Source organism: Halomonas cupida (genome assembly GCF_900142755.1).
GTDB lineage: Bacteria > Pseudomonadota > Gammaproteobacteria > Pseudomonadales > Halomonadaceae > Halomonas > Halomonas cupida.
Genome location: NZ_FRCA01000022.1, coordinates 1 through 16,717 on the forward strand (window position 1 = coordinate 1; position 16,717 = coordinate 16,717).

General features: G+C 59.5%; 13 protein-coding genes. 4 read left to right on the forward strand and 9 right to left on the reverse strand.

The features are described 5' to 3' along the window. Positions 1 to 445 precede the first annotated feature (445 nt). Complete coding sequence (locus BUE38_RS21870; RefSeq protein WP_073437373.1) at positions 446 to 871, forward strand: DUF488 domain-containing protein; 426 nt, start codon at positions 446 to 448, stop codon at positions 869 to 871. Between the two features lie 262 nt (positions 872 to 1,133). On the opposite strand, the gene sthA is transcribed toward BUE38_RS21870, so the two are convergent. The 9 genes from sthA to BUE38_RS21915 form a co-directional block, all read right to left on the reverse strand. Then, the gene (sthA, locus tag BUE38_RS21875; RefSeq protein ID WP_073437374.1) at positions 1,134 to 2,531 is read right to left on the reverse strand and encodes a Si-specific NAD(P)(+) transhydrogenase; all 1,398 of its coding nucleotides are present in this window, start codon (positions 2,529 to 2,531) and stop codon (positions 1,134 to 1,136) included. Between the two features lie 150 nt (positions 2,532 to 2,681). Beyond that, entirely contained in the window at positions 2,682 to 2,939 is a 258-nt protein-coding gene (nqrM, locus tag BUE38_RS21880) for a (Na+)-NQR maturation NqrM (protein WP_073437384.1), read from the reverse strand. A gap of 272 nt (positions 2,940 to 3,211) precedes the next feature. Continuing rightward, positions 3,212 to 4,444 carry an NADH:ubiquinone reductase (Na(+)-transporting) subunit F gene (gene nqrF, locus BUE38_RS21885; protein WP_073437375.1) on the reverse strand — a complete coding sequence of 411 codons (1,233 nt, stop codon included), beginning with the start codon at positions 4,442 to 4,444 and terminating at the stop codon, positions 3,212 to 3,214. 59 nt (positions 4,445 to 4,503) lie between these two features. Beyond that, positions 4,504 to 5,121, reverse strand: coding sequence for an NADH:ubiquinone reductase (Na(+)-transporting) subunit E (gene nqrE, locus BUE38_RS21890; protein ID WP_073437376.1), 618 nt, complete (start codon positions 5,119 to 5,121; stop codon positions 4,504 to 4,506). Position 5,122: 1 nt separating this feature from the next. Next, positions 5,123 to 5,791 (reverse strand): NADH:ubiquinone reductase (Na(+)-transporting) subunit D, encoded by a 669-nt coding sequence (locus BUE38_RS21895; protein ID WP_073437377.1) that lies wholly within the window; start codon positions 5,789 to 5,791, stop codon positions 5,123 to 5,125. Between the two features lie 2 nt (positions 5,792 to 5,793). Continuing rightward, entirely contained in the window at positions 5,794 to 6,630 is an 837-nt protein-coding gene (locus tag BUE38_RS21900; RefSeq protein ID WP_073437378.1) for a Na(+)-translocating NADH-quinone reductase subunit C, read from the reverse strand. Continuing rightward, the gene (locus BUE38_RS21905) at positions 6,630 to 7,856 is read right to left on the reverse strand and encodes an NADH:ubiquinone reductase (Na(+)-transporting) subunit B (protein WP_073437379.1); all 1,227 of its coding nucleotides are present in this window, start codon (positions 7,854 to 7,856) and stop codon (positions 6,630 to 6,632) included. The genes BUE38_RS21900 and BUE38_RS21905 overlap by 1 nt, the downstream gene beginning before the upstream one ends. Beyond that, positions 7,856 to 9,205 (reverse strand): Na(+)-translocating NADH-quinone reductase subunit A, encoded by a 1,350-nt coding sequence (locus BUE38_RS21910; RefSeq protein WP_073437380.1) that lies wholly within the window; start codon positions 9,203 to 9,205, stop codon positions 7,856 to 7,858. Before BUE38_RS21910 ends, BUE38_RS21905 begins: the two co-directional genes overlap by 1 nt. Positions 9,206 to 9,497: 292 nt before the next feature. Then, on the reverse strand, positions 9,498 to 10,958 hold the full coding sequence (locus tag BUE38_RS21915; RefSeq protein ID WP_073437381.1) for a glyceraldehyde-3-phosphate dehydrogenase: 1,461 nt from the start codon (positions 10,956 to 10,958) through the stop codon (positions 9,498 to 9,500). Between the two features lie 436 nt (positions 10,959 to 11,394). Here BUE38_RS21915 and mfd point away from each other — a divergent pair, with 436 nt between their 5' ends. The 3 genes from mfd to BUE38_RS21935 form a co-directional block, all read left to right on the forward strand. Beyond that, positions 11,395 to 14,844 (forward strand): transcription-repair coupling factor, encoded by a 3,450-nt coding sequence (mfd, locus tag BUE38_RS21920; protein WP_073437382.1) that lies wholly within the window; start codon positions 11,395 to 11,397, stop codon positions 14,842 to 14,844. A gap of 129 nt (positions 14,845 to 14,973) precedes the next feature. Then, positions 14,974 to 16,020 (forward strand): L,D-transpeptidase family protein, encoded by a 1,047-nt coding sequence (locus BUE38_RS21925; RefSeq protein ID WP_084542096.1) that lies wholly within the window; start codon positions 14,974 to 14,976, stop codon positions 16,018 to 16,020. 409 nt (positions 16,021 to 16,429) lie between these two features. Beyond that, positions 16,430 to 16,717, forward strand: a 288-nt coding sequence (locus tag BUE38_RS21935) for a transposase (protein WP_143166431.1), incomplete at its 3' end; no start/stop codon positions are given.

The window sequence follows — 16,717 nt, forward strand, 5'->3', positions numbered from 1 at the left end:
CGCCAAACCGATAACCGACATGCTGGCCAGAGCAATGAGGGAGGAATAGAGCTGTGAGGCGCGAGTTGCCAGCTTCGAGAGGCGAGAGGCGAGTTGCCAGCTTCGAGAGGCGAGCGGCGAGCTACGAGCAGCTCATCGCCAAACCAACAGTTCCGTGCATTTCCCCCGGGGTTCGGGGTTCGGGGTTCGGGGTTCGGGGTTCGGGGTTCGGGGTTCGGGGTTCGGGGTTCGGGGTTCAAGCTCGAGCGTAGCGTGCTCGTAGCTCGCCAGTCGTAGCTGAGGTCCATGCTCGAGCGTAGCGTGCTCGTAGCTCATAGCTCGTAGCCCGCCGCCTGGTTATACTCCCCCGCTGAGCGACCAAGGTGAACGGGGGCCGAAGCTGACTTCCCTCCTTCCCGACAGGATGTCGCGGCCTGCCCCTGAAAGAGCTCAAAGGAGGAGCCCCATGAGCTACGATATCGTCCTCAAGCGCGTGTATCAGACCATTGAAGAGGATGACGGGGCCCGTGTACTGGTGGACCGTCTGTGGCCACGCGGGCGTCGCCGAGAACCCCTGGCCCTGGCTGACTGGTATCGCGATGCGTCACCCAGCCCGGCATTGCGCCGTCAGTATCACGACAACGCCATCAGCCGTAACGTATTCGAGATTCGCTATCGTGGTGAGCTGCGCGACCATCCGGAAGTACTGACGCCACTGATGAAGCTGGCACGCCAGGGCCGTCTGACCCTGTTGACCGCCACCCGCAGCATCGACGACTCCCATCTGCCGATCCTTCGAGATATCGTTATTGATGCATTGCAGCAGGAAGATCAAGCCGACGCCCTGCCCTCCTCCCCGCCTTGTTATGGGAAGGGAGAAGAAGAGCAGTAGCCGTAAGCCCCGAGTCTCGAGCTGCGAGTAACGAGCTGTCCAGTGCCGCTCCATGGATCACAGACAAACCCAGCGTCGAGACGCGAGCTTCGAGCCACGAGCGGATTCAGTGCCAAACCGGCAATTTCGTGCCTTTCCCGGGGTTCAAGCTCGAGCGCAGCGTGCTCGTAGCTCGCGACCCATATGGATGTGGGAAGTGCGATTGTTCGTCAGGAACGAACATAGCCAGCTCGTAGCTCGTAGCTCGTAGCTCGTAGCTCAATTATCGCTGAAACACCCTGTTCAACCCGTTCTGTGCCGCGACCCGATAGGCCTCGGCCATGGTCGGGTAGTTGAAGGTGGTGTTGACGAAGTACTTCAGGTTGTTGGCCGCCCCTTCCTGCTGCATGATCGCCTGGCCGATATGCACGATCTCGGAGGCCTGGTCACCAAAGCAGTGGATGCCGTAGATTTCCAGAGTCTCCTGGTCAAACAGGATCTTGAGCATACCTACGGTATCGCCGGTAATCTGGGCCCGCGCGGTGTCCTTGAAGAAGGCATGACCCACTTCGTAAGGCACCTTCGCTTCCGTCAGCTCGCGCTCGGTGCGCCCGAAGGAACTGATCTCTGGAATGGTGTAGATCCCGGTGGGCACTTCAGTGACATAACGGAAGTCTGTTTCCAGCAACTCATTGCAGGCATTGAGCCCCTGGTCATAAGCCGCACTGGCCAGGCTCGGCCAGCCAATGACGTCTCCCGCAGCAAAGATATGCGGAATCTCGGTGCGATAGTGCTCGTCCACCTGCAGTTGCCCACGCCCGTTTGCCTTCAGGCCAATATTTTCCAGCCCCAGTTCATCCGTGTTGCCGGTGCGCCCATTGGCCCACAGGAAGGCATCGGCACGCAAACGCTTGCCTGACTTGAGATGAACCGTGACGCCGTTGTCGGTGCCCTCTACGCGCTCGTATTCCTCGTTGTGACGAATCAGTACGCCATGCTTGCGCAGATGGTACGACAGAGCATCGCTGATCTCGTCGTCGAGGAACGACAGCAGACTGCCACGGTTATTGATCAGGTCGACCTTGAGTCCAAGGCCCGAGAAGATCGAGGCATACTCGCAACCGATGACTCCCGCGCCGAAGATGATCAGCGTACGCGGCGTATGCTGCAGGCCCAGAATGGTATCGGAGCAGTAGATGCGCGGATGACGGAAGTCGATATCCGCCGGGCGATAGGGTCGCGAACCGGTGGCGATGATGATCTGCTCAGCGATCAATTCATCCTGCTTCTCGGCGCCACCACGTACCATCAAGGTGTGCTCATCCTTGAAACGGGCAATCCCCTGATACAGGTCGATCCGGTTACGGGCATAGAAATTGGTACGCATGGCAACCTGCTGATCGATGGTCACCCTCGAGCGTTCACGTACCCTGGGAAAGGAGAACCAGCGCGGTTCGCCGATGTCGCGAAACATGCTGTTGGTGTTGAATGACATGATCTGACGCACCTGGTGACGGAGCGCCTTGGATGGGATGGTCCCCCAGTGAGTACAGTTGCCACCGACGCGAGACTGCTTCTCGATCACCGCCACGCGCTTGCCATGCTTGGCTGCATTGATGGCTGCACTCTCACCGCCAGGTCCGGTACCGATCACCACCACGTCATAGTTGTGGACTGCCATTGTCTCTCCTTGCTGGGGGAACTACCGAAATGGGCATGCTGACCAAGGAGTCGCGTCGCCTGGAGCCAACATGTTCGGCTTTCAACATTCAGTACGTGGACGGCGCCCCTCAGGGCGCCGTCGTTGGATCAATATCGAGAATCTGTCATCTCAGCGACGAGTGGCATCATAGCCAAGGTCAAGGCCGCGATTCTCGTCGCCGCGACGACGAGCGCTGACGCTACGCTTGCGCGACTCCTCTTCACAGACCTCATCCTTGCCGCCGCAGATCTCACAGCCGTCCTTGAGACCAAGCTGGTTGAGGCCGCCACAGGAGCCGGCAATGGGCTTGCGCCCCATGATCACGCCCACCGCCATGGCGCCCACGATCAGCAACATGGCAGCAAGCACTATGAGAAAAATGGCCATCTTCAGCTCCTCGCCTACGGTCGGCATACGGCACTGACCTGGTACAGTGCTCATTCATTATCACGATCCAATTACTATTCAACCACTACCTGGTCCATGAGACCGATATATCCGCCATGAAGTTTCCTGACTCGGTGCTCTCGATCCCCATTGGCCTCGACGTCCGAGACATGTCAAGGAACCCTCAGGTTGACCATGATTATGCCAGAAATTCACGGATCCGGATACGCAAGAGCCGGCCCTGAGGCCGGCTCTTGACTGCTCTGGCGGTATCAGCCGCCGAAGTCATCCAACAGGATGTTTTCCGGCTCGACACCAAGATCATTCAGCATCTTGATGACAGAAGCGTTCATCATGGGCGGTCCACACATGTAGTACTCGCAATCTTCCGGTGCCGGATGATCCTTGAGGTACATGTCGTAGAGCACGTTATGGATGAAGCCGGTCGGGCCTTCCCAGTTATCCTCGGGCTGAGGATCGGACAGCGCCAGGTGCCACTCGAAGTTATCGTGCTCCTCGGCCAGCTTGTCGTACTCTTCGTTGTAGAACGTCTCACGCCAGGAGCGTGCGCCGTACCAGAAGGTCATCTTGCGCTCGCTGTTGAGGCGCTTGAGCTGGTCGAAGATATGACTGCGCATCGGCGCCATACCGGCGCCACCACCAACGAAGACCATCTCGGCATCGGTCTCCTTGGCGAAGAATTCACCGAAGGGCCCCATGACCGTCACCTTGTCACCCGGCTTCAGGCTGAAGACATAGGTGGACATCAGGCCAGGCGGATGGCTGCTGTTGGGCGGCGGCGTGGCGATACGGATATTGAACTTGAGAATACCCTTCTCGTCCGGATAGTTGGCCATGGAGTAGGCACGAATGACCTCTTCCTGGTTCTTGTGGGAGATGTTGAACAGGCCAAACTTCTCCCAGTCACCACGGTACTCTTCCTCGACCTCGAAGTCGGAGAACTTGATGTCGTAGGCTGGCGCAACCAGCTGTACGTAGCCGCCCGCGCGGAAGGCGACTTCCTCACCCTCCGGCAGCTTGAGGTTGAGTTCCTTGATGAAGGTGGCAACGTTGGGGTTCTCGATGACCTCACATTCCCACTTCTTGACGCCAAAGACTTCCTCGGGCACCTCGATCTTCATGTCCTGCTTGACGGGCACCTGGCAGGACAGGCGCCAACCAGACTTCTTCTCACGCAGGGTGAAGTGAGACTCCTCGGTGGGCAGGATCGAGCCACCACCGTCGCTGACACGGCAGCGACACTGGGCACAGGAGCCACCACCACCACAGGCGGAGGACAGGAAGATGCCATTGGCCGCAAGTGTATTGAGCAGCTTGCCGCCGGCTTGAGTGGTCAGGGTATGCTCGGGGTCACCATTGACCTCGATGGTCACGTCGCCAGTGCTGACGAGCTTGCTGCGGGCCGCCAGAATCACCGCCGTCAGAGAGATGACGATGACGGTGAACATGATGACGCCGAGCACGATGACTGTTGTATCAACCATGTCGGTTTCCTATTGCTAGCGTTTCCGTGTATCCGGCGGCTCACGCCGCCGGATCGCGCTCAGAGCTGGATGCCGGAGAAGGACATGAAGCCCAGCGACATCAGACCCACGGTGATGAAGGTAATGCCCAGTCCCTGCAGGGATGCCGGTACGTCACTGTACTTCAGCTTCTCGCGAATGCCGGCCAGGGCGGTAATCGCCAGCGCCCAGCCAACACCGGCACCGAGGCCATAGACCACGGATTCACCGAAGTTGTAGTTACGCTCGACCATGAACAGGGTGCCACCGAGGATGGCGCAATTCACGGTGATCAGCGGCAGGAACACACCAAGGGCGTTGTAGAGCGCCGGCACGAACTTGTCGAGGAACATCTCGAGGATCTGTACCAGAGCAGCGATAACGCCGATGTAGGACAGCAGCCCCAGGAACGTCAGGTCGATGTTCTCGGCACCGGAGACACCGGTCCAGGACAGCGCGCCTTCCGCCAGCAGATACTTCAGGATCAGATTGTTGACCGGCACCGTGATGGTCAGCACCGCAACCACGGCAATGCCCAGGCCGATGGCAGACGAGACCTTCTTCGACACTGCCATGAACGTACACATGCCCAGGAAGAAGGCCAACGCCATGTTCTCGACGAAGACCGAGGCAACGAACAGGCTCAGATAATGTTCCATCTTACACAGCCTCCTTCGGCTCGGTGTTGGCCTTCATGACGAACTCATTGCTCTCGATCTGCTCCGGGTTCATCGCACGTATTGCCCAGATGATCAGACCGATGATGAAGAACGCCGACGGCGGCAGCAGCAGCAGACCATTGGGCACGTACCAGCCGCCGTTCTGCACGGTCTGGAGAATGGTGACACCAAACAGGCTGCCGGAGCCGAGCAACTCACGGAAGAAACCAACGGTCATCAGGATGAAGCCATAGCCCAGACCATTACCGAGGCCGTCGAGGAACGACAGGCCTGGCGTGTTGGTCATGGCGAAGCCTTCGGCACGGCCCATGACGATGCAGTTGGTGATGATCAGACCGACGAAGACCGACAGCTGCTTGGACATCTCGTAAGCATAAGCCTTGAGGATCTGGTCAACGACGATAACCAGCGACGCGATGATGGTCATCTGTACGATGATCCGGATCGACGACGGAATATGGTTACGGATCAGCGAGACGAACATGCTGGAGAAGGCCGTGACGAACATTACCGCCAGGGTCATGACCAGCGACACGCTGAGACTACTGGTAACCGCCAGCGCCGAGCAGATACCGAGGATCTGCAGCGCGATGGGGTTGTTCTTGAAGATGGGTGTAACAATAACACCCTTGGGAGTCGGTGCAGACATGATCAGGCTCCTTCGCTAGCGTCGGAAGTGCTGGCAGCGTCATCAGTGCTGGCCTGAGCGGCATCGCCACCTTCCCCACCGCTACGGAAGCGTGCGAGGTAGGGAGCAAAGCCTTCCTGTCCCAGCCAGAACTGTACAAGGTTGGTTACACCACGGCTGGTCAGCGTCGCACCGGACAGGGCATCGACCTCGGTCGGCTCACTGGCACCGCCCTTGACCAGAGCAATGGTCGGGTCCGTTGCATCGGCAGACTCGTAAGCCTCCTTGCCTTCCCACTTGGCCTTCCAGCGCGGGTTGTCAACCTCGCCGCCAAGACCTGGTGTCTCTGAGTGTGAGTAGAAGGTAATACCATTGATGGTATTGCCATCTCCCTGAATGGACAGATAACCGCGCATCAGCCCCCACAGGCCCTGACCACGGATGGGCAGGATGATCTGTTCAGGATTCTCGACGTCACCGACCAGATACACCGTGGAATACTGCTCCTGACGGCTGATTCCGGCAATATCGCGCTCACCAGACAGAGTACGGGACTGCGCAGGATCCTTGGCGGCCTCGAAGCCATCGAAGGTGGACGGGTCCACGGCATCGGTGTACTCACCAGTCTCCAGCTCTACCACACGCGGCGTGACCGCGCGGGAGAACTCATCCTGCACGCTCATGCCGGGCTGGTACAGATCTGCCACTGCCAGGATATTGGTCTTGCGGTCCAGTTCCTGGTTCAGCTCCTGCTTCGAGCGCAGAGCCACTGCCGCGGTCGAGACAATGATCGAGCACACCAGGCACAGTGCGAACGCTACCGTCAGAACCTTCTTGATGGAATTGTTGCCTTGTGCCATCACTCGCTCTCCTTGGCCACCACAGCGGTGCGCTTGGCACGACGCTTGATGTTGGCCTCTACAAAGAAGTGGTCGATGAGGGGCGCAAACAGGTTGGCGAACAGGATCGCCAGCATGATGCCCTCGGGGAAGGCCGGGTTGACCACACGAATCAACACCGTCATCACACCAATGAGAGCGCCGAAGATGTAACGGCCTGGGTTGGTCATGGACGCCGACACCGGGTCAGTGGCCATGAACACCATACCGAAAGCGAAGCCACCCAGTACCAGATGCCAGTACCAGGGCATCGCAAACATCGGGTTGGAGTCGGAGCCGACCAGGTTCAGAACCGCACTCATCGCCACCATACCAAGGAACACACCCAGCACGATGCGCCAGCTGGCAATGCCCATGCCGATCAGCACCACTGCACCGATCAGAATAGCCAGGGTCGATGTCTCGCCGACGGATCCCGGAATGAAGCCGAGGAAGGCATCCCACCAGCTGTACTGGTCCTGAAGTGCTGCCATACCACTGGTGTAAGCGGTGGAAAGCGGCGTAGCGCCAGTAAAGCCATCCGCCGCGACCCATACCGAGTCACCGGAGATCTGAGCCGGGTAGGCGAAGTACAGGAAAGCGCGACCGGTCAGTGCCGGGTTGAGGAAGTTCTTGCCGGTACCACCGAAGATTTCCTTGCCGATGACCACGCCAAAGGTGATACCCAGCGCCACCTGCCACAGCGGGATCGTGGTCGGAAGAATCAGCGCGAACAGCACCGAGGTCACAAAGAAGCCTTCGTTGACCTCATGACCGCGCTTGATGGCAAACAGTACTTCCCAGAAGCCACCAACAACGAAGGTCACCAGGTAGATCGGGACGAAGTAGGTCGCACCGAGCACGAAGTTGGACCACACGCTACCGGCATCATGGCCGCCGGCCAGCGTCAGCACGATCATCTCGCGCCAGCCACCCATCGACTCGAAGCCGCCGGCGATGGCGGTATTGGCCTGCCAACCGGCATTCCACATGCCGAACAGCATGGCTGGGAAGGTGCAGAACCAGACGGTGATCATGAGGCGCTTGAGATCGACACCGTCACGCACATGCGAGGTGGTCTTGGCCACGCTCGGCGGAGCGTAGAAGATGGTGTCGACTGCTTCATACAGCGGATAGAACTTCTCGTACTTGCCACCCTTGTGGAAGTGCGGCTCGAGATTATCGAGTGTCTGTCGAATACCCATCATCAGGCCTCTTTCTCGATCAAGGTGAGGTTATCGCGCAGGATGGGACCGTACTCGTACTTGCCCGGGCACACATAGGTGCACAGCGCCAGGTCTTCTTCATCCAGTTCAAGGCAGCCCAACTGCATGGCTGTCTCGATGTCACCGACAATCAGCGAACGCAGCAACTGCGTCGGAAGAATGTCCAGCGGCATGACCTTTTCGTACGCCCCCACCGGCACCATGGCGCGCTCGGAGCCATTGGTGGATGTGGTCGGTGCGTAATTGCTCAGGCCCTTGATCTTCGAAAGGTAGATACCCAGCACCGAGTGACGATTGCTGCCGGGAGACAACCAGCCCATGAAGGCACGCTTGTTGCCCTCTTCGATCAGGCTCAACTGCTGATGGAAGCGCCCCAGATAGCGCAGATGGCCCTCAGCGGTAAAACCGGAGAACACGCCGCCACTGATCACACGAGTGTCGTCAGGAGACTTGACTTCACCCGCCAGCAATTCTTCCGTGCTGGCTCCGAGGCGGGTGCGCACCAGGCGAGGCTTCTCGGCACGCGGCCCGCCAATCGCAACAACACGACGTGTATCCAGCTTGCCTTCACTGAACAGCGTGCCGATGGCAATGACATCCTGATAACCGACGTGCCACACACGACGCTGCAGCGACACCGGTGACAAGTAGTGGATATGGGTACCGACCAGCCCTGCCGGGTGGGAACCACCGAAGGTCTCGTGCTGAACACCACTGATGTTGGTGCCCGGCAGCTTCGCTTCCGGGGACGAGCACAGGAAGACCTTGCCTTCGGTGAGACGGCTCAGGACCTTGAGGCCATCCTCGAACGCTTCGCTACGCTCGCCGATCACCAGCGCCGGATCACCCGCCAGTGGCTGAGTGTCCATGGCGGTAACAAAGATATCCTGAGGCACGGAGTCGAGTGCCGGGGTCCGCGAGAACGGACGAGCGCGCAGCGCGGTCCACAGCCCGGAATCAACCAGTTGGTCGACCACCGTCTGGCGTTCAAGCTTGTCCAGGCCATCTCGGCCATGCGCGGTGAAGGACACCGCTTCCTCACTGTCGTCAACCTTGATCACTACCGACAGAAGCCTGCGCTTCTCGCCACGGTTGACCGCCACGATTTCACCCGCCGCGGGAGCCGTAAAGCGCACTCCTTCGATCTTCTTGTCGGTGAATAGTAGCTGGCCCAGTTTGACCTTCTCCCCTTCCCGGACCTCCATGGTTGGCTTCATGCCAACGTAGTCGGTCCCCAGGATAGCTACGTGACGAACCGGTCGCGCATCCTCGATACGCTGCTCCGGCTCGCCCGCAATGGGGAGATCCAGGCCTTTCTTGACTTCGATCATAGTCTCGCCCAGTTGATGGATCGTTAGATGATGGACAGGGGCTCGATGGAAATGAGAGAAATTCTTGTTATCTTGATCGCATTACCAGTCACGCCGAGGCGACTTCGAACCACCCCGAAAAAATCCCCCGTATTATAAAGACAAGGCGTGGGATTGACTACATGATCGAACGTCGCAACAGCGATCACTTCGTCAGAACAGGTGCGACAGACACATAAAAAACCCCTTGCAGATCAAAGCCTGCAAGGGGTGTGCTCATTCAACAAAAATGCTGAAAGACGTTTTTTTACGCTCAGTTGGCAGCGCGGGGCAGCTTCCGGAACGCTACGTTCGAAATCTGCTGCAGGATACGAATGACCTGGCAGCTGTAACCGAACTCGTTGTCATACCAGACGTACAGTACAGCATGACGCCCCTGAGCAATGGTCGCCTTGGCATCGACGATGCCCGCATGACGATTGCCGACGAAGTCGGTGGAGACGACCTCGGGAGAGTCGACGTAGTCGATCTGCTTCTGGTAATCGGAGTCGATGGACATGCGACGCAGATAGTCATTCAGCGCCTCGACATCGACTTCCTTGTTCAGCGACAGATTGAGAATCGCCATGGACACGTTGGGGGTCGGCACACGGATGGCGTTACCGGTCAACTTGCCGCCCAGCTCCGGCAGCGCCTTGGACACGGCCTTGGCAGCCCCGGTCTCGGTCAACACCATGTTCAGGGGCGCACTGCGGCCACGACGATCACCCTTGTGGTAATTGTCGATCAGGTTCTGGTCGTTGGTGTAGCTGTGTACCGTCTCGACGTGACCATGCTCGATGCCGTACTCGTCGTTGAGCACCTTGAGCACCGGCACGATGGCGTTGGTGGTACAGGATGCGGCAGAGATGATGCGATCCTCGGCGGTGATGTCGGCATGGTTGATGCCGTAGACGATGTTCTTGACGTCACCCTTTCCGGGGGCGGTCAGCAGCGCCTTGGACACGCCCTTGCACTCGAGATGCTGGGACAGGCCAGCCTCATCGCGCCAGATACCGGTGTTGTCGACGATCACGGCATTGTTGATGCCGTAGCTGGTGTAGTCGATCTCACTCGGTGAGTCAGCGTAGATCACCTGAATGACGTTACCGTTGGCAGTGATCGTACGAGACTCGGCACAAACGCTGATGGTGCCATGGAACGGCCCATGAACACTGTCACGACGCAGCAGGCTGGCACGCTTCTCGAGATCCTTGGCAATGTCACCACGTCCACGCACAACAATGGCCCGCAGACGCAGCAGGTTACCGCCACCAGCCTTCTCGACCAGCACCCTCGCCAGGATGCGACCGATACGGCCGAAGCCATACAGCACCACATCCTTGGGCTCACCAGTTCCCGCCTGCGGGTCGTGGCCATCGACGATCTCGGCGAGCTGCTCACGCATGAAGGCCATGGCATCACCACCGCCCTGCTTCTTGAACGCTACACCCAGCTTGCCTACGTCGACGTGGGCTGGAGCAAGGTTCAGCTCGGCCATCGCCTGAACCAGCGGAAAGGTGTCCTGCACCGACAGTTCGGTTCCCTCGATCTTGCGCACGAAGCGATGATCCTTGAGGATGCGGATGACGCTGCGGTTGAACAGCGAACGACCGAACATGGTGGTAACCACGTTATTACGGCGATACAGGCTACCGATCAGAGGAATCATCTGCTCGGCAATCGCCTGATTGTCGTGCCACTCCTGGAAAACGATTTCAGGTTGCTGGCTCACGGGGGACCTCTATGTAGGGAACTGGAAAACGCTCATATTATCTGGCCACCGATCTGACAGGGCAATCGCTGGATGGTCGCACTCCCTGTAGGCGCATTACAGGAATCGCGATTTGACTACATGACGCAAATCAGGCTGGTATGATGGCAGTCGGGCCTCGGCCCGACTGCCAAGCTGTAAGCCATAAGCTGTAAGACGCACCCTGCACTGAACCGTCTGACCATAAGCGATAGGCTTCCAGGCCACCCAGCGGGTATTTCTCGCCAGACGGCACGACTCTACAGCAGGTTCCTTACGCCTCTTATGAATGCTGGAACGCAACAGCCAGAAGCTAACATGGGCAGCTTACGGCTTACGGCTTACGGCTTACGGCTTACGGCTTACGGCTTACGGCTTATCACTGTGCCCGCTATCCACCGACTTCGACAGTATCCGCATGACAACCTTTTCGCTGCTTGACCCGCCGCGTCCACGTGGCATCAGAGATACGCTTTTCTGGAAGGAGCCGCCCGGTGCCGCTACCGCCCTGGCGCTCTCACGCCTGGCCACGGACGCGCCGCTGCTGGTCGTCACTGCCGATACCACTGAGGCACTGCGGCTGGAAAACGAGCTCCGTTTCCTGGCTGAAGTGCCGGTGCTGCCCTTTCCGGACTGGGAAACACTGCCTTACGACAGCTTCTCACCCCACCAGGACATCATTTCCGCTCGCCTGCGCACCCTGCGTCATCTTCAGGATGGTGTGCATGGCATCGTACTGGTGCCGATCAACACCCTGATGCAGCGCCTGTCACCTGTGGAATACATCGCTGGTCGCGTGCTGACTCTGGAAACCGGCGACCGTCTCGACCGAGAAGGCTTTCGCGAGAAGCTGTCCCGCGCCGGGTACCGTGCGGTGGAGACCGTCTATGAGCCGGGCGAGTATGCCCTTCGCGGCGCCCTCATCGACCTGTTCCCGATGGGCAGCGAAGCGCCGCTGCGCATCGACCTGTTCGACGACGAGATCGACTCCCTGCGGCTGTTCGATCCTGACAACCAGCGTAGTGCCGGCAAGATCGAGCGTATCGAACTGCTCCCGGCCCACGAATACTCCCTGTCGCGTTCGGCGATTGCCTGTTTCCGCGAGGGCTTCGAGACCCTGTTCGATGTCGACCCTCGTCAGTGCCCCCTTTATGTCGATGCACTCAAGGGGATTCCAGCGCCCGGACTGGAGCAGTACCTGCCACTGTTCTTTGAACAGACGGCCTCCTTGTTCGACCATCTTGCCGAGGGCACGCGCATTGCCCTGCTGCCCGGGGTCCGCGAGGCTGCCGAGCACCACTGGCAGTCGATCGAGAGCCGCTACGAGAACCTCGGCGTCGACCCAACACGCCCGCTGCTGCCGCCTCATCGCGCCTTCATTCCCGAGGCCGAGTTGTTCGGCCTGATCAAGCACCATCCCAGGGTGGAACTCACCCGTGTCAGCGACCACCCTCATGCCATCGAGCCCCTCGCCGCAGCGGCACCACAGGTGGCCATCAACGCCCGTGCCAACCAGCCGCTGGCGGCTCTCGCCAGTTGGCTCGAGGGACACAGCGAGCAACGGGTACTGTTTGTCGCCGAGTCACGGGGACGTCGCGAGGCCATGGAGGAAACCCTGGCCCCCGTCGCAGCCAACCTGACCGTAGTGGCGTCCTTTCAGGAGTTTCTCGATAGCCAGGCGGGCATGGCGATCACCGAGGGCGAGCTGTCCTCCGGCACCCAACTGACTGACGCCGGCATCGCCCTGATCACCGAAACCGAGCTGATCGGTGAAGTGGTGCGGCAGACTCGCCGTCAGGGGAAAGCCACCGATGACAACGAGATGGCAATCCGCCACCTGTCGGAGCTCAAACCCGGCGCTCCTGTAGTGCACCAGGCGCATGGTGTCGGGCGCTATCGTGGCCTCGAAACCCTCGAGGCCGGTGGCCAGGCCGCTGAGTTTGTCTGTCTGGAGTATGCCGAGGGCGCGAAACTCTATGTCCCGGTGGATAGCCTGCAACTGATCTCTCGCTATGCCGGCGCCGATGATGACCTGGCGCCACTGCATCGTCTGGGCTCCGAGCAATGGGACAAGGCAAGGCGCAAGGCTGCCGAGAAGATCCGCGATACCGCAGCCGAGTTGCTCGATATCTATGCACGCCGCGAAGCCCGCGAAGGCTTCGCCTGCCAACCGCCCGACGAGGAATATGCCCGCTTCGTGGCCAACTTCCCCTTCGAGGAAACCGCCGATCAACGGGTCACCATTCAGGCCGTCATCAATGACATGACCGCACCGCGCCCCATGGACCGAGTGGTCTGTGGTGACGTCGGTTTCGGCAAGACCGAGGTGGCCATGCGCGCCGCCTTCCTCGCCGTGCAGTCCGGGCGCCAGGTGGTGGTACTGGTACCTACCACGCTGCTGGCCCGCCAACACTACGAGAACTTCCGCGACCGCTTTGCCGATACGGCGGTCGACATCGAGCTGCTGTCCCGCTTCACCAACGGCAGTGGCCAGACAGCCAGCAACCAGCGTATCAGCGAAGGCAAGACCGATATCATCATCGGTACCCACAAGCTGCTGTCCCGGCAGCTCAAGTTCCCGAGACTGGGGCTGGTGATCATCGATGAGGAGCACCGCTTCGGGGTGGCACAGAAGGAACGACTCAAGGGGCTGCGCAGCGAAGTCGATGTACTGACCCTTACCGCTACGCCAATTCCGCGGACCTTGAACATGGCCATGAGCGGTATCCGCGACCTGTCGATCATCGCCACACCTCCGGCAAGACGTCTGTCGGTGAAGACATTCGTTCAACAACGCGAGGAGGCAGTAATCAAGGAAGCCATCCTCCGTGAGATCCTGCGTGGCGGCCAGGTCTACTACCTCCACAACGAGGTCAAGACCATCGAGGCTGCCGCCGAGAAACTTCGCGAACTGGTCCCTGACGCCCGCGTTGCCGTTGCCCATGGTCAGCTTCCCGAACGCTCGCTGGAACGGGTGATGTCGGACTTCTACCACAAGCGCTTCAACGTGCTGGTGTGTTCGACCATTATCGAGACTGGCATCGACGTCCCCACTGCCAACACCATCATCATCGAGCGTGCCGACAAGTTCGGCCTTGCCCAGCTACACCAGTTGCGCGGCCGCGTTGGTCGCAGCCACCACCAGGCCTATGCCTATCTACTGGCGCCTCCGCCTCGCGCCATGACCCGCGATGCCCTCAAGCGACTCGAGGCCATCGGCCAGGCCGAGGATCTCGGCGCCGGCTTTACCCTCGCCAGTCATGACATGGAAATCCGCGGTGCCGGGGAACTGCTGGGCGATGAGCAGAGCGGACAGATGGAGGCCATCGGCTACACCCTTTATATGCAGATGCTCGATCGTGCGGTAAAGGCCATCCGCGAAGGCCGCACCCCCAATATCGAAGCGCCGCTGGAACAAGGCGTCGAGGTCAGCCTCAACCTGCCAGCCTTGATTCCCGACGATTACCTGCATGACGTGCAGCAGCGACTGGTAATGTACAAGCGAATTGCCAATACTCAGAGTGATACCGAGCTCAAGGAACTGCGTGTCGAGATGATCGATCGCTTCGGGCTTCTGCCCGGCCCGGTCAAGACCCTGCTGCGCCAGACGCGTCTAAGGCATAGAGCGGAACGCCTGGGAGTCACGCGCCTCGAAGCCGGCCCGGAACGAGGACGGATCATTTTCGGGCGCCATACGGCGGTAGATCCGTTGATGCTGGTCGAAATGATTCAGCAGGACCCGCAGACCTACCGACTGGAAGGCGCCGACACCTTGCGATTCCAGGCTCCCATGGAGAATGAGGAAGCGCGTTTTCAGGCTGTCGAGCAGTTACTCGACAGCCTCAATCGAAAAGCACAGGCGGCCTGAATCATATACACTCCAGCCCCTGTAGCGGGGCTGGCATTGGCAGCCGAGTACAGGCAAGCTATGCACATTTGAGCTCCCCCATGAGCTCTCCCACAACAGAGTCCACAATTGAGTCGAGACGTGACATCAATGATATCCCATCTGGTTCCCCGTTCCCTGGCACGCATCGCCATATCACTTGGCGTGGTCGGAGCCCTCACATCGTCACTGGCCAATGCTGAAGAGCTGGCACGCGGCTACTACGAACTGCCTGAAGAAGGCGACGTCATCGGCAGTGTCTACACCGTCACTGCCGAAGAAGACGACACGCTGATTTCCATCGGTCATGATCACGGCCTGGGCTACAACGCCATGGTTCGTGCCAACCCTGATGTCAGCGTCTGGTATCCCGGCGAGGGCACCGAGGTCGTGATTCCCGGCGAGTTCATCCTGCCCGATGCACCGCGCACCGGCATCGTCGTGAATGTTGCCGAGATGCGTCTCTACTACTACCCCTCCAACAGCGACATCGTCCAGACCTACCCGATCGCCGTCGGTCGCATGGACTGGAAGACACCGCTGGGCAACACCACCATCACCGAGATGACGCGCAACCCTTCCTGGTACCCGCCCGCCTCGATTCGTCGCGAGCACGCTGAAGCCGGTCGCCCGCTGCCTGGTGTTGTGCCTCCCGGACCGGAGAACCCGATGGGCACTCGCAAGATGCGCCTCGGTATTCCCGGTTACCTGATCCATGGCACCAACAAGCCGGAAGGCGTCGGCATGCGAGTCACCCATGGCTGTATCCGCATGTTGCCGGAAGATGTCGAACGCCTGTTTGACCAGGTTGGAGTCGGTACCCGCGTACGACTGGTCAACCAGCCGGTGAAGATGGGCTGGAAGGACGGCGAGCTTTATGCTCAGGTCTACCCGGTGCTGGACGAGGACGAAAACCAGGTCGACACCCTCGAACGCGTCACCGACGCCATCGACCAGGCCGATGCCACCGCCGAAGGCAGTGACTTCGAAATCGACTATGAGCGCCTCAAGGAAGCCGTTGAAGCCTCTTCCGGCATTCCCTATGCGCTGGTACCTCAACAGCCTGGAGAGCCGCAGCCGCTGCCCGGCACGCTGTATGATCACATTGAACTGGTCAGCGCCGCCGAAGTGGCAGAAGAAGAAAGCAACGAAGGGTGACATATCATCGCCCGATCCAGAAAAGGCGCCCTCAGGGGCGCCTTTTTTGTGGCCTGCTGAACCGAGCCGCGAGTGACGAGCTGCGAGCTACGAGCTACGAGCTACGAGCTACGAGCTACGAGCTACGAGCAGTATGGTGCCGCTCCATGGGTCACAGACAACCCCTGCTCCGGGACACAGGCAACGAGTGGCGAGCTGCCCGATGGACCCAGCTTCGAGACGCGAGCAGCTCATCGCCAAACCAACAGTTCCGTGTATTTCCCCGGGGTTCGGGGTTCGGGGTTCGGGGTTCGGGGTTCGGGGTTCGGGGTTCGGGGTTCGGGGTTCGGGGTTCGGGGTTCAAGCTCGAGCGTAGTGCTATGCCCCCGATTTTGTGGACACCTCACTTTCCATCATGAGGTGAGGTGTCATGCTTCTACGTACACGTCGGCGGTATACGTCGGAATACAAGTTACATGTGGTCCGGTACTCTCTGGAGTCGACCGCCCCTCAAGCTGTCATCGCTGCTGAATTTGATGTTCCCGTCAGTGTCCTTGGTCGATGGAGGAGAGAGTACGTGTCCACTCACAAGAAAGACCAGAAGCCCGTCCCCAACCAGGGAGCCTCGAAGAGTCTGGCAGACCTGGAGCGGGAGAATCGCCAGTTGCGGAAACAGTTGGAACGCAAGGAACTGGAGATCGATATCCTAAAAAAGGCC